Here is a 23,378-nt window from a genome sequence, read left to right on the forward strand (position 1 = left end):
CAAACGCTTTACAGAAATCATCTACATGACAGAACAAAGCATCTAAACTAAACATAGGACAGGCTGCTGGATTTGTTGTTATTTTCAGCTTACTACCTGTCCTTTTTCTTATCCCGAACTCAGGTTAGATAACCACCTAAATATAAAAGTGATGTAGCCCCGATTAAACTACCTATAATTGCTGCTACATATCCATCTCTGTTGTTTCTAGATAACTGCATATTTTTCTGCAAAAATATAATTAATTTGAAGTTAATAATATTAGTACTTACACAATTATTTGAGTTGCCCTACTCAATTCGTGAATTAGGAAACTTCAAAAATCCAGTTTCTTGGTTTTCGCTAATTATTACTATAGATACAACATTGATAGAGCCGTTTTCGGAATTTATTTATGTATTACCCTTCTACACGGGAATTTATAGATAAAAATTAACTTTGATTTACTTGCTCTTTAGCAAGGCGTTCATAGTGTTCTTTATCTCTATATTTAATGATTCTACTAGGTTGACCACCTACAATTGCTAAAGGTTCCACGTTAGAAGTTACAACTGTACCTGCTGCGATAATTGCTCCGTCTCCAATGACAATACCAGGAATAATTAAGACGTTGGCTCCAATCCAAACATTCTGACCAATTACTACAGGTTTATGAATGTAAACATCATGCTCGTAAGGTAGAGCGTTACTTTGATAATCGTGATTTGCTGATAAGATGACAACGTTAAATCCGATTGTCGTGTTGTCACCAATTGTAATTCCCCCACGACCATCTAATACAACATTCATCCCAATGTAAATTTTATTGCCAAAGGAAACATTTTGCGGATGATCAATCCGAATATCATCTCTAAATCGCACACGAGAACCTACAGATTTTAATTGTTGTTTTAGTTGTTGATGTTTATATTGCTTGATTTTAGTTTGCCAATATTCTTCCCACTTGACAATGTGAGGGATAAAAGATATTAATATTCGCTCTAATTTATTTTTAATTTTATGGCTAATTTGTTTCATGGGTTTTTTGAAAGACTATTTTATTAGTATTCCCTTGAAAGTTAGCGATCGCTTGTAGTTTCAAAAATATTAAAATTGCCAGTACACCCACCCATCCAATAAGAAAGGCGGGATAGTGTAGTTCAATTTAAGCGAAAAGGTATTCATCAGAACTCTAATCTTGTGGTTCAATACCTGCTGCACGTAATTGTGCGGCTAGTCGTTCAGCGCGTTGATGTTCTTGTTCTGCTCGTTCTCGCTCTTGTTCTGCTAACTCAAAACCCCAGAGTAATAGCTTTCCTTGCTCATCCCACCACCGCAACCAATGGCCTGTGCGATTTTCACGAGTACCTTGCCAAACGCTCAGGTAAAGATTTATTTCGCTGATCAAGTAATGTTGATTCTCGTTAGGGGTTTGGATGGTGTATCTGCCTGTATTGTTATCTAGGCGATAAACTTCTAAGTTCCCGCTATCAGGCTCAAATATGGCATAGTTTGGCACTTTTAAGATGCGTTCGTAGAAAAACCATTTGCCTGGCGGATAGGTTGGTTTGGCAGAATACTCTGTTCCTTCTGTATCGGAAATAAATTCCATCACAATTACAGGGATGTCGCCTTGGAGTTGGGGAGTGTAACTGCGGATTACTTCTGTTTTATCAACGGTAATTTTGGGAATATATGCCCAATCAGGGGCTTTAATGACCATTTTTCCATCTAAAGTGGCACAAATCCCATAATTTGTGGATGTAAAGGCATTTTCAGGGATTTTTCCGGTGATTTGTAAGCTTTCGGTAAGGGCTGCGGCTATGGCTGGTTGGTTGATGTTATCCACTGGCTCATCTGGAAGAATGTAATCATCGGGTAGTTTTTCCCAACTGACTTGGTAGTTTTGGGTGATGATGGCTGTCATGTTGAGTAGGGGTGTGGGGGGATAAAGAGTGTAGGGGAGATTTTATAATCTGTCCCCTATTACCTATTCGTCGTCGTCGGACTCGAAATCGCTATCTTCTAGTGTTTGATGTGGTATCGCGGCAATAATGGCATCAATTACTTTGGATACTGGTAAGATTTCCAGATTAAGATCAGGAAATTTTGTTCCTTTTGGGACGATCGCGCGTTTGAATCCCAATTTAGCTGCTTCTTTTAACCGCAGTTCCATTTGGGAAACCGATCGCACTTGTCCCCCTAACCCAACTTCCCCAATCAAAACTGTCCCTGGATCAACAATGCGATCACGGAAACTCGCAACAATGGCGATCGCCACTCCTAAATCTACGGCTGGTTCAACTACACTCAAGCCACCCGCCGAAGCCACATAAGAGTCTAGCTTTGACATAGGAATTCCGACGCGTTTTTCTAAAACAGCGAGAATTTGGACTAAGCGGTTGTAGTCTACACCAGTTCCAGCCCGTCGGGGTGAGGGGTAACTTGTCGGACTAACAAGGGCTTGTAATTCCACCACAATCGGGCGTGTACCTTCGCAGGCGACGACAATGGCTGTACCTGGCGCGGGATCATCACGATTGCCTAAAAATAACTCGGAAGGGTTAGAAACTTCTCGCAGTCCGTGTTCTACCATTTCAAAGATACCGATTTCGTGGGTTGCTCCGAAACGGTTTTTCACGGTTCTTAATAAGCGGTGGGAGGCAAAGCGATCGCCTTCAAAGTACAATACTGTATCTACTAAGTGTTCTAGGACTTTCGGCCCGGCGATCGCTCCTTCTTTGGTGACGTGTCCTACAATTAACATCGTAATGTCTTCGTGTTTCGCCACTTTCATCAAGGCTGCGGTACATTCTCTCACCTGAGCTACTGAACCGGGTGCAGATGTCAGGGCGGGAAAAAATACGGTTTGAATACTATCAATCACCGCTACATTTGGTCTAAGAGAATCTATTTCCCGTAAAATTTCTTCTAAATCAGTTTCTGGTAAGACATATAAATCTGCACCTAGGCGCTCAGATTGATCTATTTCTGTTGCTACTTCTAATACTTCGGCATTTACGGTGACTGCTGCTTCGTCTATATCTAAAGCTGCTTCTGCTGCTTTACCATTCCCATTACCAACCACACTCACCGATTTGGAAACACCCAAACGCAACGCCCGCAATTTGACTTGCTGTCCTGATTCTTCTCCCGAAACATAGAGAATGCGGTATCTCTGCGCTAATTGATTTGATACTTGCAACAATAATGTTGATTTACCAATCCCCGGATCACCGCCAATTAATACCATTGAACCGGGAACAATCCCACCACCTAACACCCGATCTAATTCTCCGTAGCCAGATTCCCAGCGCGTGACTTGGCGATCGCTAATTTGGTCAAATGTCAGCGAAGCCCGTGCTTTGGCTGGTTTAGTATGAGATTTCCCATTATTCTGCTCCTTATGCCAACTGCCTACTCCTCCTCTGGAGGGTACATCAACGGAAGATTGAATGGCAATTTGTTCTTCTAAAGAATTGAAGGTTCCGCAATTAGGACATTTACCAAACCACTGGGGAGATTCTGCACCACATTCGTTACAAATGTAAAAGGTTTTAGGCTTAGGCATTCTTAAATCTTAATTAAGTTAATTAATCTTAATTTTTTCTTAATTCTTACAAAAAACCAAAGTCAAAGAAAACTGGTTTTTCCAGCATTTTTCAAATCAATTGAGGGAATGATATCTTAATATTATGGTATTAAAAATTAATCATGAAAAATTTTAGTTAAGGAGCGTTGAGAAACTTGGAAAGTCATAAAGAAAAAATCCTGGTGGTAGACGATGAAGCCAGCATTCGCCGGATTTTAGAAACGCGCCTTTCTATGATTGGCTACGATGTTGTGACTGCTGGCGACGGCGAGGAAGCGTTGGAAACTTTTCGCAAATCCGATCCTGATTTAGTGGTTTTGGATGTAATGATGCCAAAGCTGGATGGCTACGGCGTGTGTCAAGAATTACGTAAAGAGTCAGATGTTCCTATTATTATGCTAACAGCCTTGGGGGACGTTGCCGATCGCATCACTGGGTTAGAATTGGGTGCTGATGACTACGTAGTTAAGCCATTCTCCCCCAAAGAGCTAGAAGCGCGGATTCGCTCAGTATTACGCCGTGTAGATAAAACCGGTGCTTCGGGAATTCCCAGTTCTGGGGTAATTCACGTAGGAAATATCAAAATCGATACCAACAAGCGACAAGTTTACAAAGGTGATGAGCGTATTCGCTTGACGGGAATGGAATTCAGCTTACTAGAGTTGCTGGTTAGCCGTTCTGGAGAAGCTTTTTCCCGTTCTGAGATTTTGCAGGAAGTTTGGGGATATACACCAGAACGTCATGTAGATACGCGGGTGGTAGATGTGCATATATCTCGGTTAAGGGCAAAATTAGAAGACGATCCCAGTAACCCAGAATTAATCCTAACTGCACGTGGTACGGGTTATTTGTTTCAACGCATAATTGAACCTGGAGAAGAATAAGGGAAAGTATGAAGTGTGAAGTGTGAAGTATGAAATGTTATGACTTTCAAGCCTGTTCCTCATTCTGTACCATATTTTTCAGACTTCAGACTTTAGACTTCAGAATTTAGAAAGATGACTAAACCTGATCCCAATCGAGTTGTGCGCCGTTTACCCATAGTTGTCGGTGGGTTAGGCGCTATACTTTTGCTGATTAACCGTTTATTAACACCAGAACTAACAGAATCTCAATCTCGTGGTGATGTGTTGGGTGTAATTTTGAGTGCCGTGTTAATTTTAACGGGTTTAATTTGGCAGCAAGTACAGCCGCGATCGCCTGATGTTGTCGAACTGATTGGAGAAGAAGGTTTTATACTGTTAGACAATTTACCAGAAGCCGTGAAAACAGAACTAGCCTGGGCATCTCGGATGATATTAACTAACACCGTCACGCGATCGCTGGTAGTTTTATATCAAGGCAAAGTTTTGTTACGTCGCGGTATTCTGGGACTTAAATCTGAAGTCGTACCAGGGGCAATCTTAAAACGAGTACTGGAAAAACAACAGCCCGTTTATTTAGTTAATTTAAATATATATCCCGGCAAAATAGAATTTGATTACTTACCCGAAAATACTCAAGGGGTAATTTGTCAACCTATCGGGGATAAAGGCGTGATGATTTTAGGAGCAAATGCACCGAGAAGTTACACCAAACAAGATGAATATTGGATTGCTGGCATTGCTGACAAATTAGCTGTAACTCTCCAACAATCAATAGTTGATGCTGAATAATTATCCAACTGAAACCCGGTTAAAATCTTGACTGATGACAAACAACACCCTTCACTAATTAGCTTTATTGGCGACGAATTACTGAATTATGCAAATTATCTATTGGTTACTAATTGCCTTAATGGCTGTCGGAGTTATTGGTGCTGTAGTCCCGGCAATTCCTGGTAGCAGTTTAATTTTAATTGCCATTATTATTTGGGGATTTGTGAGTGGTTCTTTTGCCGCAATTAAAATACCCTTAATCATCACAATTCTGGTTTTGCTGTTAAGTGTCGGAGTTGATTTTTTAGCCAGTTATATAGGAGCAAAACAAGCCGGGGCTAGTAAATGGGGGCAAATTGGTGCAGTTGTTGGCTTAGTTTTAGGCATCTTGGGATTTTTACCAGCTTTACCCTTTGGCGGGCCATTGTTAGGAATGTTATTCGGGCCGCTAATAGGCGCAATTATTGGTGAATTTATTTTCCGCCGAGAATTATGGCCAGCAGTAAAAGCAGGTATTGGAATTGTCGTTGGTACATTAGTCGGAAATTTAATTCAGGGATTGTTAGCAGTGACAGCCGTTGCAGTTTTTATAGTCACAACTTGGCCGCAAGTATTTAGTGGATGACTAAGTAGGTATTTGATAACAGTTGGTAGACAAGCACACAGGCTTGTGATTGTTCCTTCGTTGGATTTATCGTCTGTCTCTCAATTTTGAAATAGATAATCATCAGTCCTGCCAGTAGCTTGAATGAAGCGATGTCTTCTCTACGAGACGCTCCGCGAATGACTGGCTTTGCCTACGCATAACCCAACACATGGAATAAGCATAATATTGGCTTGACTTACCTAAACTTAACACTCAATATATTAATTATTTTGCGGTATCTACTCAGATTAGGTCGTGCTTAAGCGATAATAACTACAACCCCAGACAGATGCACAGTTATGACCTGCTGCCTAGATCCGGCTTGCCAAAACCCACCTCATTTTGATGGCGTAGAGTACTGCTCTAGCTGTGGAGCGCCATTAATCGCCTTGAGAAACCGCTATCGTCCAATTCAATCCATAGGTGGCGGGGGATTTGGGAAAACTTATCTAGCAGAAGATATCGACAAACTCAATGAGCCTTGTGTCATTAAGCAATTTGCACCGCAAGTCCAGGGAACAGGCGCACTCAAAAAAGCTACAGAACTATTTGAACAAGAAGCAAAGCGACTGCAACAGTTAGGCAAACATCCGCAAATTCCCACACTGTTAGCGTATTTTAATGAAGATAAACGCCTGTACTTGGTACAGGAATTTATTGAAGGACAGAATTTATTGAAAGAATTACAACAGCAAGGAAATTTCACAGAGGATAAAGTTAGGGAATTATTGCTGGATTTATTAGATATTCTCAAAACAGTTCATCAACAAAAAGTTATTCACCGCGATATTAAGCCAGAGAATATTATTCGCCATAGTAATGGCAAGTTAGTACTGATTGATTTTGGTGCATCCAAGCAACTGACCGCAACAGCAGTGACGCAAGCTGGAACTCAAATTGGTTCTTTTGGTTATGCACCTATGGAACAAATGCAAGGTGGTGAAGCTTTACCCTCCAGTGATTTATATAGTGTTGGTGCAACTTGCTTTCACCTATTGAGTGGAACCCACCCTTGGGAGTTGTGGAAACGACAAGGTTATGGCTGGGTTTTTAGTTGGAGAAATCATTTACGACAAGGGGTGAGTCAAGAATTTGGGCGGATGTTAGATAAATTATTGCAAGAAGAATCTCATCACCGTTATGAGTCGGTGGAAGAATTATTAAAAGATTTAAATCCACAATCACAGCCTTCTATAACCAAAATCCAGCAAGACTTTGCAGACTTACCACCAACACAATTACCAATACATCAACAACTAGTTTCGTTTTCACCAGCCTTAGTATCTTCTCAGGATCAAGTACTCACAAAAGAAAAATTAGTAGAGCCACTAGTAAATTCAGAAGTATCACCACAGCCATCGAGACAATATACTAAGTTAGCAAAATACTTGCTGCTGGGTGTTGCTATTACCTTAGTGGGAATTCAAATATATAGTTATGTTCGTTATGGCTTATTTCCGACTAATCCGATATCTGTAATTACCCGTGAATTAACTGGTAAAACTAGCGAAATGTTCTTAACAGGAACTCTTACAGGTCATGTGAAGTCAGTTCGTTCCGTCGTTTTTAGCCCAGATAGCAAAAGCCTTATTAGTGCTAGTCGTGACAACACCATCAAAGTTTGGGATCTTGCAACAGGAAAAGAAATCCGCACTCTGAAAGGTCATACAAATGGGGTTAGTTCTGTTGTTATCAGTCCAGATGGTCAAACTCTTGTCAGTGCTAGTCGTGATAACACCATCAAAGTTTGGAATTTTGCAACAGGAAAAGAAATCCGCACCCTTGAAGGTCATACAAATGGGGTTAGTTCTGTTGTTATCAGTCCAGATGGTCAAACTCTTGTCAGTGGTAGCCGTGACAAAAGCATCAAGGTGTGGAAACTGGAAACAGGACAGTTAATCCGCAATCTTGAAGGCCATACCGACTCAGTTAGTTCTGTTACCATCAGCCCAGATGGCACAACTTTTGTCAGTGCTAGTGCTGATAAAACCATCAAAGTTTGGAATCTCGCAACAGGACAGCTAATCCGCACCCAGGAAGGTCATTCTGACGGGGTTAGTTCTGTTGCCATCAGCCCAGATGGACAAACCCTTGTCAGTGCTAGTGCTGACAAAACCATCAAAGTTTGGAATCTTTCAACAGGAAAGGAAATCCGTACCCTTACAGGTCATTTAGGATCTGTTAGTTCCATTGCCATCAGCCCAGATGGCAAAAAACTGGCTAGTGCGAGTGGAGACCAAACTATCAAAGTTTGGAATCTTGCAACAGGAAGAGAAATCCGCTCCCTCACATCTTCTTCCGACGGGTTTAGTTCTGTTGCCATCAGCCCAGATGGTAAAACTCTCGCCCGTGGTAGTATAAACAACACCATCAAAATTTGGCGGCTACCGTAGCGATGATTGACCTACGCTAAAATCAAGACAGTTTAACCACGCAGGGTGAGAATTGCAAAATAACAACAGAAACAATTACTCTGCAAATTTCAGAAATACTATATCAGCGTTTAGTCAACACCGCCCACGCTCAACTTCACCTCATTAAAGACTAATATTAGGTTTTATCATAGAAAAAAGCCACGCTATGGTTTAGCTTATGTCTTCCCTTGTCTTGGAACAACCTAGTAATGCTGAGACTTCCTACGTTCTTCTGTACAATGTCAGTTGGGAAAAGTTAGAACAGCTTGATGTTGCCCTTACTGGGACAAGCGCAAGGCTAACTTATTTAGACGGTCTTCTAGAAATTATGTCACCCCTGTCTGATGATCACGAGGATAATAAAAAAACTCTGGCGATGTTACTAGAAGTCTATATGCGGATGAAGAATATCCGGTTTTATGGACGTGGAAGTGCAACTATAGGTAATAAGGAAGACAATACACGACGAGAACCTGATGAGTCTTATAATTTAGGAACAAAAAAACCAATTCCCGATTTAATTTTGGAAATAACTGTTACAAGTGGTGGAATTAATAAGCTAAAAATTTATCAGCGTTTAGGAGTACCTGAAGTTTGGTTTTGGGAAGATGGTTTGTTATCACTTTATTGTTTGCAAGGTGACAGCTATATAAAAGCTACTAAAAGCAATTTATTGCCTGAGTTAAATTTAGATTTATTAGCAAAATATGCGCGAATGACTGACCAATATGATGCTGTGAATGAATATATTCAGATAATAACTAAGGAATATAACAACCCTATTTAATTTATAAAAGAAGGAGTGAAGGTAGGAAATAGGGACTAGGAAGTAATTTTTTGTAACTCCTACTAGTTAGCTCTGATTATTCTTGTATAGCTGGATTTTTTGAGCGATCGCTTCCTCAATTATCGGAATATTATCTTCTATGGGTTGACCATCTTCAGTAAACATTGATGGATAGATAATTGCTTCTGAATCAGGAGTCCGGCGATTAGTGGGATATATATTCTTTCGCTCGATTGTGATACAAATTATCTTCAGACTTTTAGGGTGGGGAAAGCGATCGCACCATAGTTAATTTCAGGTGCGATCTACTTGACGAATAACTAAACAGTCTGCAACGATTTCTGTGCTTCTATGGCGACGGCTTCGACTTCATCATTTACCAAAGTTTCTAATATCGATTTGGCTTCTGCGCCACCTAACCGCGCTAAAGCTTGAACAACTCTATAGCGCATTTGCCAGTCAGGGCTGGTAGAGTATGGAGCTAATAAAGGAATAGCATCGATATTTCCTAATTCTCCAAAGGAACTAATCGCTGCGGTTTGGACTAATTCGTTCTCGGATGAAAGTGCTTTTGTGAGTAATTCAAAAGAACGCGGATCACCTAACTCGCCTAATGTGGCAATAATGCTGAATTGGACTAACCACTCACCAGTAGAGTGATAAAGCTGCTCTAAATCTACAAACGCATCGTGTAGTTTTAGCGCCCCTAAACAGTCGGCGGCGGCGGCTTGCACATCAGCTTCGGGGTCATTGAGCAAGCGATCGCGTAAAATATCCAAAGATAATTGCAAATCCTGTGTACCGAGTGTATCCATTTGACTCACGGCTGAGTAACGCACTCTAGAGTTGCTATCACCTATAGCAATTTGCACCAGTTCCAAACCAATAGCCGGTTCTAAGTCGCGAATTTGATTGACAGCACGCAAGCGATCGCCCAAATCCTCAGAACTGAGCATTTGTCTTACCGACTCAGGAGTAATACTCATTTAATTATCCTAATTTCAAAGATGTTTTAAAAAATAGTCCATAGTTAATAGTCAAATGTCCATAGTCAATAGTCAAGAAACTCTTAACTATTGACCAATGACTATTGATTCTTGACTACTATTAACTCGCTGCCATTTCCCGAATCACATCACCACGGGTAAGAATACCAACTACTTGACCTTCAGTATCTAATACAGGTAAGCGATGCACATTGCGATCGTGCATCATTTGTGCTGCTTCTTTTAATGTTTTATTTGGAGCAATAGTTACGGGATTTTTGCTCATAACTTCCCCAACTGTTTGCCCTAATGCTTTGTGTAAATCGCGATCGTAAGTAGCAGGATTTTTTAAATAGATGACACTATCCAAAAACATGATATAAGCAGGCGGAGTTACACCAGTTTCTTGCCACATCAAATCTGTTTCGGAGATAATTCCCACCAATTTACCGACATCATCCACCACAGGTAGCCCGCTGATGCGTTTCTCTGCCAAAATTTGAATGGCTTCCTTCAGAGGAGTTTCTGCGCGAACAACAATCGGATCGCGACTCATTACGTCGGCAACAGTTTTAGACATTTGCTTGCTGACACCATTTTTTACAGTCCCTGCGATTATTGTAGAAAATTGCTGGACTGAACTGAATTGAGTTAATACATTGTTACTTGTGGACAATGTTTATTTGCCAATTAGCGATCGCAGTTATTCATCCCCGGAAATGGAGAAGACATAATTAAGGAAAACGTGAAAAGTCAAAAAACGGCTTTACTCAGCACTCAGCACTCAGAACTTTTTAAAGCGGCAATAATTTGTCCGTTAGCTTGGGGAAAGGCGTAATTTTCTAGCTCATCTAAGCTAACCCAGCGGATTTCATCACATTCTAAGGGTTGGGGAATACCTGCGAGGAAGTGACAGTGATGCACGGTTAAAGTCACACGCAAATGAGTATAAGTATGGTCAATGGTTATGAGATGGTCTTTGACGGCAATTTCTATACCCAATTCTTCGGCTATTTCCCGTCGGATACATTCTTCAATTGTTTCTCCTGGTTCAATTTTGCCACCAGGAAATTCCCATAAGCCACCCATTGCACCTTGTGGACGACGGCGGTCAATTAAAATTTGCTGCTGGTCGTTCCAAATTACGGCGACACCAATAATTTTATGGGGAATCGAACTAATTTCACTCATAGTTGATCGGGATGATAGATAACTAATCAAAAAACTCGGCAAGCTAATTTAGTGTCTGCCGAGTTTATTAGATTGATAGTCAAAATTACTTTAATTTATTAAATATTTTCCCAGATTTCGTAGAAATTCACAAGTTATGATCAGATTTCTCCGAGAAATCCGATATATATTTTGAATGAGCAAATCCTAACTGCGTTAGCGATGAGTAGTGATATTGAGGATGTCGCTAACGCATTACAGGGATTTGGAGTTTAGATAAGGTACGCTGTCAGGATTCCGCCCAAGACCAATAGAAGTTATGTACCTTGGCTGAGATAAACTCAATTACTCTTCAATTTCTTGATTATTGGTTTCCGTACCTTGTAATGCTATTTCAAAGTCCATGCGTTGTTCAGCGTTACGCAAGAAATAACCACTAATCATTGCGGAAGCCAACAAACGACCAAGACTCTCACGACTGGTAGTAATGGTCATATTGAAATGTTCTGGTGGTAAGTTGCCTAACAAACCTCCAATATTGCGTTCCATTACTTGGAAAACTTCGGGAGATGTTGGTTTAGATAACTGGCTAACCGTTTCTGGACTTAAAGATTTAACATATTGCCACAGAAAGTTGTTGCTTTCCGACGCATCACTGTCAAAAAATTCTGACACTCGATTGGATTGGTTACTCACGTTTTACCTCCTGTACTACCGTTGCTGGCTGCTATGTTTGCAACTGAGATAATAAGTGCCTGCTTTTGTTTGTTTAACTTAGCTGCCGTTTTGATGTTCCTGTTAAATAATTTAACAGGCACAGTCTCACTTGGAAGTCGGTGTAACCGTACCAAAATCAGAGTATTTTCTCGCCCAATAGTCATTAATCAATGGTCAACAGTCAATAGTTGATATTTTGGGGCAAGTTTTTGACCATTGACCATTGACTAACTTGCCAAATACTCATTCATCGCCGCTTTAGATTTGCGAAGTTTGTTTAAGGCTTCTCTTTCGATTTGGCGAACTCGTTCACGGCTGATATTTAAGATTTCACCGATTCTGGCCAGAGTTAAAGCTTGACCATCAATCAACCCAAAGCGTAAGGTGATTACTTCTCGCTGCTGGGGAGTGAGTTCTTCCATGACTCGCTCTAAATCAGATGAAAGAGAGGTTTGCATGACGAATTCTTCGGGAGAAGCGCCGGGATCTTCCAGCATTTCGCCAAGTTCAGTGTCGTAGTTATCTCCCAAGCGCAAATCTAAGGAAAGAGGTAAACGGGCTTTTTCGAGATATTCGCGTACCTGTTTGGGCGTTAGGTCTAGTTCTGTTGCCAATTCTCCGACAGAGGGAGCGCGTCCGAGCTTTTGCGATAACTGACGCTGGGCTTTTTTGATTTTATTGAGTTTTTCGGTAATGTGAATGGGTAGGCGAATGGTACGGGCTTTTTCGGCGATCGCCCGTGTAATTGCTTGGCGAATCCACCAATAAGCATAAGTGGAAAATCGATAACCTTTGGTGGGGTCAAATTTTTCCACACCGCGCTGCATTCCAATGCTTCCTTCTTGAATCAGGTCAAGTAAATCAACGTTACGCTTGATATACTTCTTCGCTACGGATACTACTAAACGCAAATTGGCTTCCACCATTCTCCGTTTCGCAATTTCACCATCGGCGATCGCTTCGTTCAAATCGGCTATGTCTAGTTTCGACTCTTTTGCCCACTCTTCTAAAGTCGGTTCGCGCCCCAACTGACTAGCTAAAGATTCTCTGACTTCTTGTAAAGCGCTGGAACGCTGCACTTGTTTGCCATAACGAATCTCTTCTTCATGAGTTAACAGTGGTACACGGCCGATCTCACGCAGGTAAGTCCGCACGAGGTCTGTGGCTGTCGGAGCGGTCTTCATGGCGCTACTCATTGGTGGTGTTGGGTTGATTGCTTGAGTCATTCAACTAGTAGATAACTGATAAATAGATGTTTGTTGGGCGTGCTGTCCAGTTTGACTGGGAACACATACTAGGTTTACGATTTACGCGTCCGTTGGTGTCGGCTGCTTTTATTAATCAAAAATTACGCTCTTAACTGCTAGACGTTACAGTTTTTTATGAGTTTATACAAGTATCTACGGATAGATAAAGGTAGCTAGAACAACACCTTTTCTCTTTAAGCTTTATTAAAAATTGTAACATTTATGAGAAATATTGAAAAGCCCTACAGCCGGAAAACTATTGGATTTGAGAATGGTTGTGATAGGTTAACCTCCTTGGTTAATAAACCTTTGCGGCTTGTCCAGTAATTATGAGAACTGTAGACTATGGTTAAGGGAGATAGAAAAGTCATTTGTTTACTTTTGCTGTGGTGTTAAGGCGGAAACTCCTACAAATCAAGCTTTTGGCATAAGTATAATTACTTCATATAGCTGAGAGCGATCGCTCCCGATTAATTAATAAATATTCGCAGAGAGAAAAAATAGTTTACTCATATTTGTTAAAATATCGCAATAGTAACTATAATGTTTCTTCTATAATAATTACTTAATTTTCCTTGTAAATACTGCTTAAAGCAGATTCATAAAAAAAGGGTAGGAGACAAGCCAAATCTTTATACTGTCTCCCAACCCCTCATACTCCAGTTAAATTCAGTGCCACGCCGGGCAAAGTTACGACAAACTCTTCATGGAATAATCTTGGAGGGCTTTTACGTCCAAAGTAGTATTTTGCAGAGAACGGATAGCAGCAACGGTAGCCTTAGCGCCAGCAATAGTAGTGATGATGGGGATTTTGTAGGCTAAAGCTGTGCGGCGGATGAGTCTAGCATCAGTTTGTGCTTCTTCGCCAGAAGGGGTGTTGATAATTAGTTGAATCTTCTGGTTTTTAATCGCATCAAGGACGTGGGGACGACCTTCATGGAGTTTCAGCACCAACTCAACACTTAAGTTATTTTCCCGCAGCACCTGGCGAGTCCCAAAGGTCGCCATGACGGTAAAGCCTAAGTCAATAAATTCCTTGACTACAGAAACAGCTGCTGATTTGTCGCGATCGCTCATAGAGACAAATACAGTACCATTTAGGGGTAAACGCTCACCGGCTGCTAATTCTGCCTTGGCAAAGGCGCGGCCAAAGTCGCTATCTATGCCCATCACCTCACCTGTTGAGCGCATCTCCGGGCCTAATATTGTATCTGTACCGGGGAATTTATTAAACGGTAGAACTGCTTCTTTCACGGCAATATGTGAGGGTATGACTTCCTCAGTAAAGCCTAATTCCTCAAGAGTTTTACCCGACATAATTAAGGATGCCAACTTCGCCAATTGCACACCTGTAGCTTTAGAAACAAAAGGTACAGTCCGGGAGGCGCGGGGGTTAGCTTCGAGAATGTAAACTTGGGGAGAGTAGGAACCGACACCCACAACCGCAAACTGAATATTCATTAACCCGATAACTGACAAAGCTTGCGCCAGTTGGACAGTCCAAGTGCGGATTTGATTAAGAACTGCGGGAGGAAGAGAAATTGATGGTAAAGAACAAGCAGAGTCTCCTGAATGGATTCCGGCTTGTTCAATATGTTCCATGATGCCACCAATCACCACCCGTCCAGTATGATCGGCGATCGCATCTACATCAACTTCGATGGCATTTTCTAAGAACTTATCAATTAAAATCGGATGTTCTGGTTCTACCTGTACCGCAAAGGTCATGTAGCGTTCCAGTTCTGTATCAGAGTAGACAATTTCCATTGCCCGTCCACCTAATACATAACTAGGACGCACCACCACTGGATAACCAATGCGTCTAGCCACAATTAACGCATCTTCATAACTCCGCGCAATTCCATTAGGTGGTTGTGCAATATTTAATTGCTTGAGAATCTTCTCAAATCGTTCTCTGTCTTCAGCGGTGTCGATGGAGTCGGGTGATGTACCCCAGATTTTAGTGTTGAAGGCTGAGGGATGAATACTCAGTGCTTGTTGCAGAGGTAGCGATAACTTGAGAGGGGTTTGTCCGCCGAATTGGACGATGATTCCTACGGGATTTTCGGCTTCGATGATGTTGAGAACATCTTCTTTGGTTAATGGTTCAAAGTAGAGGCGATCGCTAGTATCGTAGTCAGTAGAAACTGTCTCTGGGTTGGAGTTGACCATGATGGTTTCATAGCCTGCACCTTTTAAAGCATAAGCAGCATGACAACAACAATAGTCAAACTCAATTCCTTGACCGATCCGGTTCGGCCCACCACCCAAAATCATCACTTTGGGTTTATCTGAGGGTAAAACTTCGGTTTCTAATTCGTAGGTGGAATAGTAGTAGGGAGTGAAGGCCTCAAACTCAGCTGCACAGGTATCAACAGTTTTGTAAGCTGGGACAATCCCCAATTCTTGACGATAGGAGCGAACTTCATCTTCTGTAGTTTTGGTGGCGAAAGCAATTTGGCGATCGCTATAGCCTTCCCGTTTTACTGCATACAGTTGCTCTTTCGTCAACTGTTTTAACGGCGTGCGCTTGATGAATTTTTCAGTTTCCAACAATTGCTGCATTTTATCTAAAAACCAAGGGTCAATCCCTGTCAGTTCATAGATTTCGTCAATAGTTAGCCCGACTTGCATGGCGTGACGCACAGCAAAAATGCGATCGGGATTCGGTGTCCGCAATAAGGCGCGGATTTGTTCACCACTGGGTAATTTTTCGGCTTTGTCACAACCCCAACCCGCGCGTCCGGTTTCTAAAGAACGCAGCGCCTTTTGGAAGGATTCATTAAATGTCCGGCCAATCGCCATTGCTTCCCCAACAGACTTCATCTGTGTTGTCAGCACTGGTTCGGAACCGGGGAATTTTTCAAAAGCAAAGCGGGGAATTTTGGTGACTACATAATCTATCGTTGGTTCAAAGGATGCGGGGGTTTTCTTGGTGATGTCGTTTTTAATTTCATCCAAGGTGTAACCCACAGCTAATTTCGCCGCCATTTTCGCAATTGGGAAACCTGTAGCTTTAGAAGCCAGTGCGGAACTGCGAGAAACGCGGGGGTTCATTTCAATGACAACGACATCCCCAGTCACCGGATTAACGGCAAACTGAATATTAGAACCGCCAGTTTCTACGCCAATCTCGCGGATGATTTTAATGGACATATCCCGCAACCGCTGATATTCTTTGTCGGTGAGGGTTTGGGCGGGTGCAACGGTGATAGAGTCGCCTGTGTGGATACCCATCGGGTCGATATTTTCGATGGAACAGATAATCACCACGTTATCTGCTAAATCGCGCATCACTTCTAATTCATATTCTTTCCAGCCGAGGAGAGATTGGTCAATGAGAATTTGCGATACAGGACTCGCATCAATCCCCACTTGCGCCATCTCTTCAAATTCTTCTTGGTTGTAGGCAATACCACCACCAGTTCCCCCCATTGTAAAGGCGGGACGGATAATGAGGGGATAACTGCCAATTTTGCGGGCGATCGCTTTAGATTCTTCTAAAGATGAAGCTGTACCACTAGGACAGACATGCACGCCTATCTTGGCCATTGCTTCATTAAATAGTTTGCGGTCTTCTGCTTTTTCGATCGCTGCTAACTTTGCGCCAATTAATTCCACATTATATTGATCGAGAACACCGTTTTTGGCTAAAGCCACGGCGAGGTTGAGGGCGGTTTGTCCCCCCATTGTTGGGAGTAAAGCATCTGGGCGTTCTTTGGCGATGACTTTAGCAACTAATTCTGGTGTTAACGGCTCAATGTAAGTGCGATCGGCCGTTTCTGGGTCAGTCATAATTGTGGCTGGATTGGAATTGACTAACACCACTTCATAGCCTTCTTCTCGTAACGCTTTACAGGCTTGGGTTCCAGAATAGTCAAATTCACAGGCTTGCCCAATCACAATGGGGCCAGATCCTAATAGCAGTATTTTTTTGAGGTCTTGACGGCGGGGCATAGTCTTGGGGTTGGAGTAAGAAAATACAAATCCTGATTATTTTAAGGGTCTTTGCCCTCAGTCATCTTGTTTATTATCAAGTTTTCCGGGTGCGATCGCCGCAGCCAGATAACAGGAAGTAGACAAGCCGGCGTGTAGTGAAGATTAACAAAGGACTAATGACCAATGACTATGGGCTAATGACCAACATATATCTTTTACTATCTCATGCTCTTCCCGCTTCTTTACTAACTCAGTATCTCGATTTTTTTGTGTATATAGTTTTAATTAATTCTCAAAACGCAAATTTTCGATTATCTGCAAATAATTTTTATTTATACTGCTAGGTAATTACTATGATTTAAATCTCAGGTTCTAGCTGAGATTACTATTGAACAATATAAGTAATATTTTTTAAATAAGCAGTACTTAATTGCTAATAATTTTTAATATCTAATCATAGAATTATTTCATCGGATATTTTTTATTTATTTAAATAAAAAATGACAGAGATACGGACTACTTCTCTGTCATTTTTTACCTTTTCTTAATATCCTGTACTATCAGATTTACTTCAGCCGTACAATGACTACACTAGATGATGATAGTTCTAGTTTTGAGCAGGTTGTACAAAGCCTAAAGTCAAACTGTCTTTTGCCAAGAAATGAGATAAATGATAAGCTCGTTCTTCTGTTTTTAACAGAATTTTTTCGTACAGATAACGTGTACCACGGTCGCCTAAACTCTCTGCCTGAGCGGCTTGGCGGCGAATAACGGTAATAATGGCTTGTTCTGCCACTAGGTCGTTTTCTACCATTTTGCGGGAAGAATATACACCATCAGATTCTTGCTCAAAACAGGTTAATTCTGCCAATTTGCTAAAAGAAGCAGCAGGTACACCACCTAAACCATTAAGTCTTTCGCCAATTTCATGAACGTGGTCTTGTACTTCATTGTAACTGCTGTTAAAAAACTCATGTAATGAGTAAAATTCTGCACCTTCTACAACAAAATGATGTTTTTGATATTGCAAGTATAATGCCTGAAAACTAGCTAATACAACGTTTAGTCCTTCTGTAACTGGAGCAGTAACACTACGGTCTAACAATACAGGATTGTCATAAACCTGACCGAAATTTTGTAACAAAGTTTGTGTATCAGACATGGTTCTCCTCGCTTTTTTGGCAGTTATAGTTTTTAACTGCTTAGTCTTTACATATTAACATTCTAAAAATAAAAGCAAGTTCAAAGAATATCATAAATTTGAAAATTTTTTTGTTGTTGTAATTGCAAATCTTTACTCTTTATTGAGTCAATCTATACCTATTTCATTAGGTGTATATCTAAAGATTGTAGAAATTTTTACTCACAACAGAATTTGCCAGGTAGGGAACTAGGGAGAGAAGCAAAAGTGTTAGTATCTAGCCCCAGCACATGGAATTTGCCTGTTGCGAGATATCAACCGGAAAATTTTTGGTAAATTTTAGCAACTATCAAATCCGTCAAAACTTGATGACATAAGCTGTTGGGCTAGTTGTCATCACCAAGATTAATGAGAAACTTTAATATTTCTGAGAAAAATAACTGAGAAAAGTTCGCACTTAGGTTATGCTTATTTAAAGATGCTGCAATCCTCAGATTCTCAGAATCCAGGAACTAAAGCACACTACTTACTGCAAATTTGTCGCACTTTTGAGGGTTCGTCTCTTGAAATCGTTTAGTTCAAGTTCAGAAATAGATCAGAAGTACGTAGTTGAAATTAATTGGGCAGACCGCTGGCAAGTCTATCAACGTTTAAATGAGCTAGATATTCCCTGTTGCTGCGAAACTAACCAGCCATTGCAAGTTGAAATTGCTAGTCCTTTGGCAATGGTGCAATTCTGGTGTGTCATGCAGAGATTGATGGCTTGTCGTCCAGAACTAATTCAAATTCTTGAGAATAGCTGGCAAATTCGCTACCAAAAGTAATAACCAAGGACAGATGTCTGGAAATTATTGCGTAATTAAAACAGAATTATTTGGTAAAAAAAGGGGCAAACAGATGAGTATAATCTACAGTGCAGAAATAGCGGGATTTTGCCTGGAAGGCAGATTTATAGATTTTGTTATTAAAGATGGCTATAAGCTAAAAGGCTTAATATTAGATACTTCAGAGGGTGAATGCTACGTAAAACTGGCTAAACCTTTAAGGGCTGCTTTTGATTTGCGTTTACCAAAAGGTACTTGGCTGCAAGTTGTTGGTATAAAAAAATACGATGAAAAGAAAGGTGAGTTTACCCTGAAAGCTGAACGCGTGATGGCCGCAAGTTCTGATTTAGGTAGAGTTGCAACCAGCACAGCAATACAGGAACCGCCCGTTAGCAATGATGTCAAAGTAAAGCCAGCCAAGGCTAAACAGACAATTTTAATGTGTCAAAAATCAGACTGTTGGAAACGCGGTGGTAAAGCAGTTTGTCAGGCATTTGAGGCCGCTTTGAGCGATCGCGGTCTAGAAGACCAAGTTACCATCAAAGGTACAGGCTGTATGAAAAACTGCAAAGCTGGCCCTAATATAGTCATGCCCGACAAAACCCGCTACAGCCGCATTCAAACAAATCAAGTCGCTTCACTGATGGACAAGCATTTTGCTGAAAAGCACGAAGATAAGCAAACTGATAATTCAGAATCATTACCAATAAAAATCTCTAATTTCAATGAAGTTTCTGTAAAAACTTCTGCAATTTAATGAGAAAATATTAGAGTTAGATGATTAGTGTGTTCCTAAAAAACTTGGCTATAACTTTTGCAAAAGATATGCAGAAGTTATAGCTGGGTTTTTTTAATCCCCAATCATAACCCGCGCTGTCTCGCACCCTCTTCTTGCCAAGCTGCGGCGTACAAATAAGTCAAAAATTTTTATGTTGAAACTGTATCCTGCCTAGAACTAAAGTTCCAGGCTCATAGCCAAAGTCCACAAAGCGTGGACTGAAATACATTTTTAGTTGAGTCATCTTGAGATGACTTGCGCTATGAGACTCGGAATGAATTCCGAGGAGGGACTGTAGGCGACTCTGCGTGAGGAAAATTACATCGAATCTAAACGCTGACGTAATTTACTACTAAAGGTATCAATGACAGTCACCACTACCAACAGGACTAACATCATAGTTGTGGCTTTGTTGTATTCAAAACCATCGATGTAACTCTTTAATTGAAAGCCAATTCCGCCAGCACCAACTACACCCAAAACTGAAGCGGCGCGGATATTATATTCAAACATCCATAAGGTGTAGCCTAAACCCAAGGGTAAGACTTGGGGTAAAATGCCGTACTGCATAATCTGAAATCTTGATGCACCCATCACTTGCAAAGATTCTAGAGATTTGGCGTTGACGGCTTCAATCGCTTGTTGATAAAACTTTGCTAAATAACCAATGGTATAAATTGCTAAGGCTAAAGTTCCGGCGGGTGCGCCTAAGCCTGTGGCGGCGACGAAAATCAAACCCAAAATGATGGAAGGAACGGAACGGACAGCGTTTTGGAGTAAGTTGGCTAACCATTGCAACCAACGAGGCGCAACGTTACTAGCACTCGCTACTGCAATGGGTAAGGATAAAATTGCACCAACGGTAGTTCCCCATAAAGACATCTGCACTGTTTCTATGAGTGCTTTAATTGCTATATCTATAACTGTAGTATCAGGAGGAAATAAGCGAGAAATAAAATCGGTGATGTAAGGCCAGCTAGATATCACCAATTCAAAATCGACTTTGATCCCTCGCAAAGCCCAAGCGTAAACTACAACAACAATTAACAGGATGAGTAGGGGACTAATCCAAGGGTAACGACGAAGAGTTTTTGAATTTAACATTTGATAAATTGGGCTTGCAAGTTTTCACAAAGTCCGTCGTAAACAATACGTCCTGCATCTAAGACGATCGCACGTTGTCCGTATTTTGCAGCTATACCTAAATCGTGCAGTACTGTCACAATTGTCATACCTTGCTGGTGCAGTTCCGATAAAGTTTCCATTACCTGTTGACAGGCGACAACATCTAAGCCGGTAATAGGTTCATCAGCTAAGAGTATCTGTGGTGATTGAATTAATGCACGGGCGATCGCTACACGTTGTTGCTGTCCACCACTGAGTTGACTAGTTTTTTGATAGGCTTGTTCTTTTAAACCCAACTGTGCGAGTAAATCCATAGCTAAATTGCGATCGCGCCCTGGAAATCCCAACAATGTCTGCCAAGTTGTCCTGACACCCAATCTGCCACACAATACATTATCAATGGCTGACAACTGGCGAATTAATCCACCGCCCTGAAATAACATCCCCACATTCCGGCGAATTTCGGGAAGTGTGCGGGGAGTCATAGTTACACCGTTGATGTGAATTTCTCCCTTGGTGAAGGGAACTAATCCCACCAGCGATCGCAATAATGTAGACTTACCCGCCCCATTAAGTCCCAGTAAAACAACAAACTCGCCCTGCTTGATTTGACAACTAATGTCATTCAAGATGGGACGATTTAAAGCAGCAGTATACGCTGTTTCTAAGTTATGGCATTCAATTACACAATCATTCATCAATATGCGTCTCCATCACAGTGCTGTGTGCTGAGTTAAAAAGCTGCCGAGTATATAGTGTTTCCAACTCTGGTATGGTACAAAATTACCCCTCCCCAACCCTCAGCAAGCTAAGGTGTACAAACAAGTCGAAAATTTGCAGTCTGAAACCGTATCCCGCCTAGAACTAAAGTTCCAGGCTAATAGCCAAAGTCCACGAAGCGTGGACTGTAAGAAATTTTTGGTTGAGTCATCTTCAGATGACTTGCGCTATGAGACTCGGAATTCATTCCGAGGCGGGACAGATGCACTACACGAATATTTGTGTGACACCGTAGCCTTTGCAAGGGTACGGTGCGCGACAGCGCGGGTGGGGTATATTTTATCTGCTTGGGAATTGCTATATTACAGAATTTATTAAGTATGAAGTACTTTTTCTTCACTCAGCACTAAATACTCAGCACTCAGCACTCAAATTAAGGTGCAATTCCAATTCTTGTTAGGGCATCACGAATTGGGGCAAGATGACGGTTATGATCAACTCTCACCAATTCTGTAGAGTTGTATAAGTTGCGTAATAGTTGGTTATTTTGTGATTGATTTAACTTGAGTAGAGCGTTGATTAATCTTTCTCTATCTTGAACTGGGACATCATCATCAATGGCAATACCGTGGGCGGGGACACCAGAGATTTTATACAGTACGCGCAACTGGCTTTTTTCTTGGGCGGTGATGTACGGAGAGAACATAGCATACTCTGAGACAACCGCTACATCTGCTTGTCCGCGCACTACAGATTGCAAAGCTTTGCTGTAATTACCACCATAAGCCACTTGACCGAAGAAACCATCAAGGCGATCGCGGTTAGGGACAAATCCTTGTTTCACCAACTCACTCACCGGGAAAATAAATCCTGAACCAGAAGTTGGAGAAGTAAAGGCCATTCGCTTACCCCGCAGTTGTCCTAGGGTTGCTTGAGCAGTATTTCTGGTTTTGAGGGAACTATTGCTAGGAACGACAAATATTGAGTTATAGGTGTATCTACCAGAGTAATTATCACGCACTTCCGCTAGATACAACTTAGCATTTGCCAACTGTTCAGCCTTCAACGCCGGACGGCTACTTAAAAAAGCCACATCAGCGCGATTTGCTCTCAACGCTTCCACCGCCGCAGTATCATCACCAATCTGTGCTTTGACGGGAATTTTTAACTCGTTAGAGAGAAACTTTGCTACAGAGTTGGCTTTACTTTGCAAGTCTGTGGAGTCAGAACGACTAGGAAAAATTACTGTTAAACTATTTAGTCTTCTGCCTTGGGCAAGTAAGTGTGGCGTTTGTTGATTAGGAATAGCGTTAGCATTAGCATCAGTTGTCTGCATCGCCCCAAAACTGCCAACAGCCAAACCAGTTATCGCCGCAAAGGCAGCACCAGCACCCAATACACCCTTTTTACTCACACTCATTTCTAACTCCCCATTAGGAACTATTAGCAGTATTTTTGACAATGACTTTCAACTATCTCAACAAAAGAATCTAGAACTTTTGGGAATAAAAGTCAATATGAATTGGGTGATTAAATACGGCAACAGGTTGTTAACTAGCTAGAAAATAGGAACTAGGGGCTAGAAAAAGGTTGTGAGATTTCTGAAAGCAGCGGTTTTTTGAAGAATTTAAATATTTATGATTATCCAAATCTTTGCCAAAAAGATCTTCTGATAA

General features: G+C 41.3%; 21 protein-coding genes. 8 read left to right on the forward strand and 13 right to left on the reverse strand.

The annotated features are described in order from the left end of the window. Positions 1-432: 432 nt before the first annotated feature. From IQ244_RS19895 to radA, 3 genes are all read right to left on the reverse strand, one after another. Positions 433-1,017 carry an acyltransferase gene (locus IQ244_RS19895; protein WP_193897281.1) on the reverse strand — a complete coding sequence of 195 codons (585 nt, stop codon included), beginning with the start codon at positions 1,015-1,017 and terminating at the stop codon, positions 433-435. 154 nt (positions 1,018-1,171) lie between these two features. Further along, positions 1,172-1,906, reverse strand: coding sequence for a Uma2 family endonuclease (locus tag IQ244_RS19900; RefSeq protein WP_193897283.1), 735 nt, complete (start codon positions 1,904-1,906; stop codon positions 1,172-1,174). Positions 1,907-1,969: 63 nt separating this feature from the next. Then, positions 1,970-3,550, reverse strand: coding sequence for a DNA repair protein RadA (gene radA, locus IQ244_RS19905; protein WP_193897285.1), 1,581 nt, complete (start codon positions 3,548-3,550; stop codon positions 1,970-1,972). A 176-nt stretch (positions 3,551-3,726) separates the two neighbouring features. Between radA and rpaB the strand changes: the two genes are divergently transcribed. From rpaB to IQ244_RS19930, 5 genes are all read left to right on the forward strand, one after another. Continuing rightward, positions 3,727-4,455 (forward strand): response regulator transcription factor RpaB, encoded by a 729-nt coding sequence (rpaB, locus tag IQ244_RS19910; protein ID WP_011318678.1) that lies wholly within the window; start codon positions 3,727-3,729, stop codon positions 4,453-4,455. A gap of 114 nt (positions 4,456-4,569) precedes the next feature. Further along, positions 4,570-5,226, forward strand: a complete 657-nt coding sequence (locus IQ244_RS19915) for a cofactor assembly of complex C subunit B (RefSeq protein ID WP_193897287.1) — start codon at positions 4,570-4,572, stop codon at positions 5,224-5,226. Positions 5,227-5,314: 88 nt separating this feature from the next. Next, positions 5,315-5,833 (forward strand): DUF456 domain-containing protein, encoded by a 519-nt coding sequence (locus IQ244_RS19920; protein ID WP_193897290.1) that lies wholly within the window; start codon positions 5,315-5,317, stop codon positions 5,831-5,833. A gap of 320 nt (positions 5,834-6,153) precedes the next feature. After that, the gene (locus IQ244_RS19925; protein WP_193897292.1) at positions 6,154-8,247 is read left to right on the forward strand and encodes a serine/threonine-protein kinase; all 2,094 of its coding nucleotides are present in this window, start codon (positions 6,154-6,156) and stop codon (positions 8,245-8,247) included. A 199-nt stretch (positions 8,248-8,446) separates the two neighbouring features. Continuing rightward, complete coding sequence (locus tag IQ244_RS19930) at positions 8,447-9,055, forward strand: Uma2 family endonuclease (protein ID WP_193897294.1); 609 nt, start codon at positions 8,447-8,449, stop codon at positions 9,053-9,055. Between the two features lie 320 nt (positions 9,056-9,375). On the opposite strand, the gene nblB is transcribed toward IQ244_RS19930, so the two are convergent. The 7 genes from nblB to IQ244_RS19970 all read right to left on the reverse strand — a co-directional run bounded on the left by nblB (position 9,376) and on the right by IQ244_RS19970 (position 18,276). Then, a complete protein-coding gene (gene nblB / locus IQ244_RS19940) occupies positions 9,376-10,041 on the reverse strand; it encodes a phycobilisome degradation protein NblB (RefSeq protein ID WP_193897296.1) in 666 nt (221 codons plus the stop codon). Positions 10,042-10,162: 121 nt separating this feature from the next. Beyond that, complete coding sequence (locus tag IQ244_RS19945) at positions 10,163-10,621, reverse strand: CBS domain-containing protein (protein WP_193897298.1); 459 nt, start codon at positions 10,619-10,621, stop codon at positions 10,163-10,165. Between the two features lie 197 nt (positions 10,622-10,818). Next, positions 10,819-11,232 (reverse strand): 8-oxo-dGTP diphosphatase MutT, encoded by a 414-nt coding sequence (gene mutT, locus IQ244_RS19950; protein ID WP_193897300.1) that lies wholly within the window; start codon positions 11,230-11,232, stop codon positions 10,819-10,821. A gap of 324 nt (positions 11,233-11,556) precedes the next feature. Beyond that, complete coding sequence (locus IQ244_RS19955; RefSeq protein ID WP_193897302.1) at positions 11,557-11,907, reverse strand: DUF760 domain-containing protein; 351 nt, start codon at positions 11,905-11,907, stop codon at positions 11,557-11,559. A gap of 248 nt (positions 11,908-12,155) precedes the next feature. Continuing rightward, positions 12,156-13,112, reverse strand: coding sequence for an RNA polymerase sigma factor, RpoD/SigA family (locus IQ244_RS19960; protein WP_193897405.1), 957 nt, complete (start codon positions 13,110-13,112; stop codon positions 12,156-12,158). 753 nt (positions 13,113-13,865) lie between these two features. After that, complete coding sequence (gene carB / locus IQ244_RS19965) at positions 13,866-17,132, reverse strand: carbamoyl-phosphate synthase large subunit (protein WP_193897309.1); 3,267 nt, start codon at positions 17,130-17,132, stop codon at positions 13,866-13,868. A 589-nt stretch (positions 17,133-17,721) separates the two neighbouring features. After that, positions 17,722-18,276, reverse strand: coding sequence for a Dps family protein (locus IQ244_RS19970; protein ID WP_193897310.1), 555 nt, complete (start codon positions 18,274-18,276; stop codon positions 17,722-17,724). A 542-nt stretch (positions 18,277-18,818) separates the two neighbouring features. Here IQ244_RS19970 and IQ244_RS19975 point away from each other — a divergent pair. Continuing rightward, positions 18,819-19,079, forward strand: a complete 261-nt coding sequence (locus IQ244_RS19975; RefSeq protein ID WP_193897311.1) for an Asr1405/Asl0597 family protein — start codon at positions 18,819-18,821, stop codon at positions 19,077-19,079. Positions 19,080-19,152: 73 nt separating this feature from the next. After that, positions 19,153-19,836 carry a (2Fe-2S) ferredoxin domain-containing protein gene (locus IQ244_RS19980; RefSeq protein ID WP_193897312.1) on the forward strand — a complete coding sequence of 228 codons (684 nt, stop codon included), beginning with the start codon at positions 19,153-19,155 and terminating at the stop codon, positions 19,834-19,836. A 339-nt stretch (positions 19,837-20,175) separates the two neighbouring features. Here IQ244_RS19980 and phnE read toward each other — a convergent pair whose 3' ends face one another. Next, a complete protein-coding gene (phnE, locus tag IQ244_RS19985) occupies positions 20,176-20,961 on the reverse strand; it encodes a phosphonate ABC transporter, permease protein PhnE (RefSeq protein WP_193897313.1) in 786 nt (261 codons plus the stop codon). Then, a complete protein-coding gene (locus tag IQ244_RS19990; protein WP_193897314.1) occupies positions 20,955-21,680 on the reverse strand; it encodes a phosphonate ABC transporter ATP-binding protein in 726 nt (241 codons plus the stop codon). Before IQ244_RS19990 ends, phnE begins: the two co-directional genes overlap by 7 nt. Before the next feature lie 115 nt (positions 21,681-21,795). On the opposite strand from IQ244_RS19990, the gene IQ244_RS19995 reads away from it, so the two are divergent. After that, positions 21,796-22,080, forward strand: coding sequence for a hypothetical protein (locus IQ244_RS19995; protein ID WP_193897315.1), 285 nt, complete (start codon positions 21,796-21,798; stop codon positions 22,078-22,080). A 55-nt stretch (positions 22,081-22,135) separates the two neighbouring features. Here the strand turns inward: IQ244_RS19995 and IQ244_RS20000 are convergent, their stop codons facing one another. Next, on the reverse strand, positions 22,136-23,122 hold the full coding sequence (locus tag IQ244_RS20000) for a phosphate/phosphite/phosphonate ABC transporter substrate-binding protein (RefSeq protein ID WP_193897316.1): 987 nt from the start codon (positions 23,120-23,122) through the stop codon (positions 22,136-22,138). Between the last annotated feature and the right edge of the window lie 256 nt (positions 23,123-23,378).

The organism is Nostoc sp. LEGE 06077 (assembly GCF_015207705.1).
GTDB lineage: Bacteria > Cyanobacteriota > Cyanobacteriia > Cyanobacteriales > Nostocaceae > Nostoc_B.

What these genes read in the sequence shown, in the direction of transcription:
- IQ244_RS20000 (WP_193897316.1), bottom strand. Translation starts at nt 23,122, where the DNA reads ATGAGTGTGAGTAAAAAGGGTGTATTGGGTGCTGGTGCTGCCTTTGCG.
- radA (WP_193897285.1), bottom strand. Translation starts at nt 3,550, where the DNA reads ATGCCTAAGCCTAAAACCTTTTACATTTGTAACGAATGTGGTGCAGAA.
- IQ244_RS19920 (WP_193897290.1), top strand. Translation starts at nt 5,315, where the DNA reads ATGCAAATTATCTATTGGTTACTAATTGCCTTAATGGCTGTCGGAGTT.
- IQ244_RS19930 (WP_193897294.1), top strand. Translation starts at nt 8,447, where the DNA reads ATGTCTTCCCTTGTCTTGGAACAACCTAGTAATGCTGAGACTTCCTAC.
- IQ244_RS19945 (WP_193897298.1), bottom strand. Translation starts at nt 10,621, where the DNA reads ATGTCTAAAACTGTTGCCGACGTAATGAGTCGCGATCCGATTGTTGTT.
- IQ244_RS19960 (WP_193897405.1), bottom strand. Translation starts at nt 13,112, where the DNA reads ATGAAGACCGCTCCGACAGCCACAGACCTCGTGCGGACTTACCTGCGT.
- carB (WP_193897309.1), bottom strand. Translation starts at nt 17,132, where the DNA reads ATGCCCCGCCGTCAAGACCTCAAAAAAATACTGCTATTAGGATCTGGC.
- IQ244_RS19895 (WP_193897281.1), bottom strand. Translation starts at nt 1,017, where the DNA reads ATGAAACAAATTAGCCATAAAATTAAAAATAAATTAGAGCGAATATTA.
- IQ244_RS19970 (WP_193897310.1), bottom strand. Translation starts at nt 18,276, where the DNA reads ATGTCTGATACACAAACTTTGTTACAAAATTTCGGTCAGGTTTATGAC.
- IQ244_RS19915 (WP_193897287.1), top strand. Translation starts at nt 4,570, where the DNA reads ATGACTAAACCTGATCCCAATCGAGTTGTGCGCCGTTTACCCATAGTT.
- mutT (WP_193897300.1), bottom strand. Translation starts at nt 11,232, where the DNA reads ATGAGTGAAATTAGTTCGATTCCCCATAAAATTATTGGTGTCGCCGTA.
- IQ244_RS19900 (WP_193897283.1), bottom strand. Translation starts at nt 1,906, where the DNA reads ATGACAGCCATCATCACCCAAAACTACCAAGTCAGTTGGGAAAAACTA.
- nblB (WP_193897296.1), bottom strand. Translation starts at nt 10,041, where the DNA reads ATGAGTATTACTCCTGAGTCGGTAAGACAAATGCTCAGTTCTGAGGAT.
- IQ244_RS19990 (WP_193897314.1), bottom strand. Translation starts at nt 21,680, where the DNA reads ATGAATGATTGTGTAATTGAATGCCATAACTTAGAAACAGCGTATACT.
- IQ244_RS19925 (WP_193897292.1), top strand. Translation starts at nt 6,154, where the DNA reads ATGACCTGCTGCCTAGATCCGGCTTGCCAAAACCCACCTCATTTTGAT.
- IQ244_RS19980 (WP_193897312.1), top strand. Translation starts at nt 19,153, where the DNA reads ATGAGTATAATCTACAGTGCAGAAATAGCGGGATTTTGCCTGGAAGGC.
- phnE (WP_193897313.1), bottom strand. Translation starts at nt 20,961, where the DNA reads ATGTTAAATTCAAAAACTCTTCGTCGTTACCCTTGGATTAGTCCCCTA.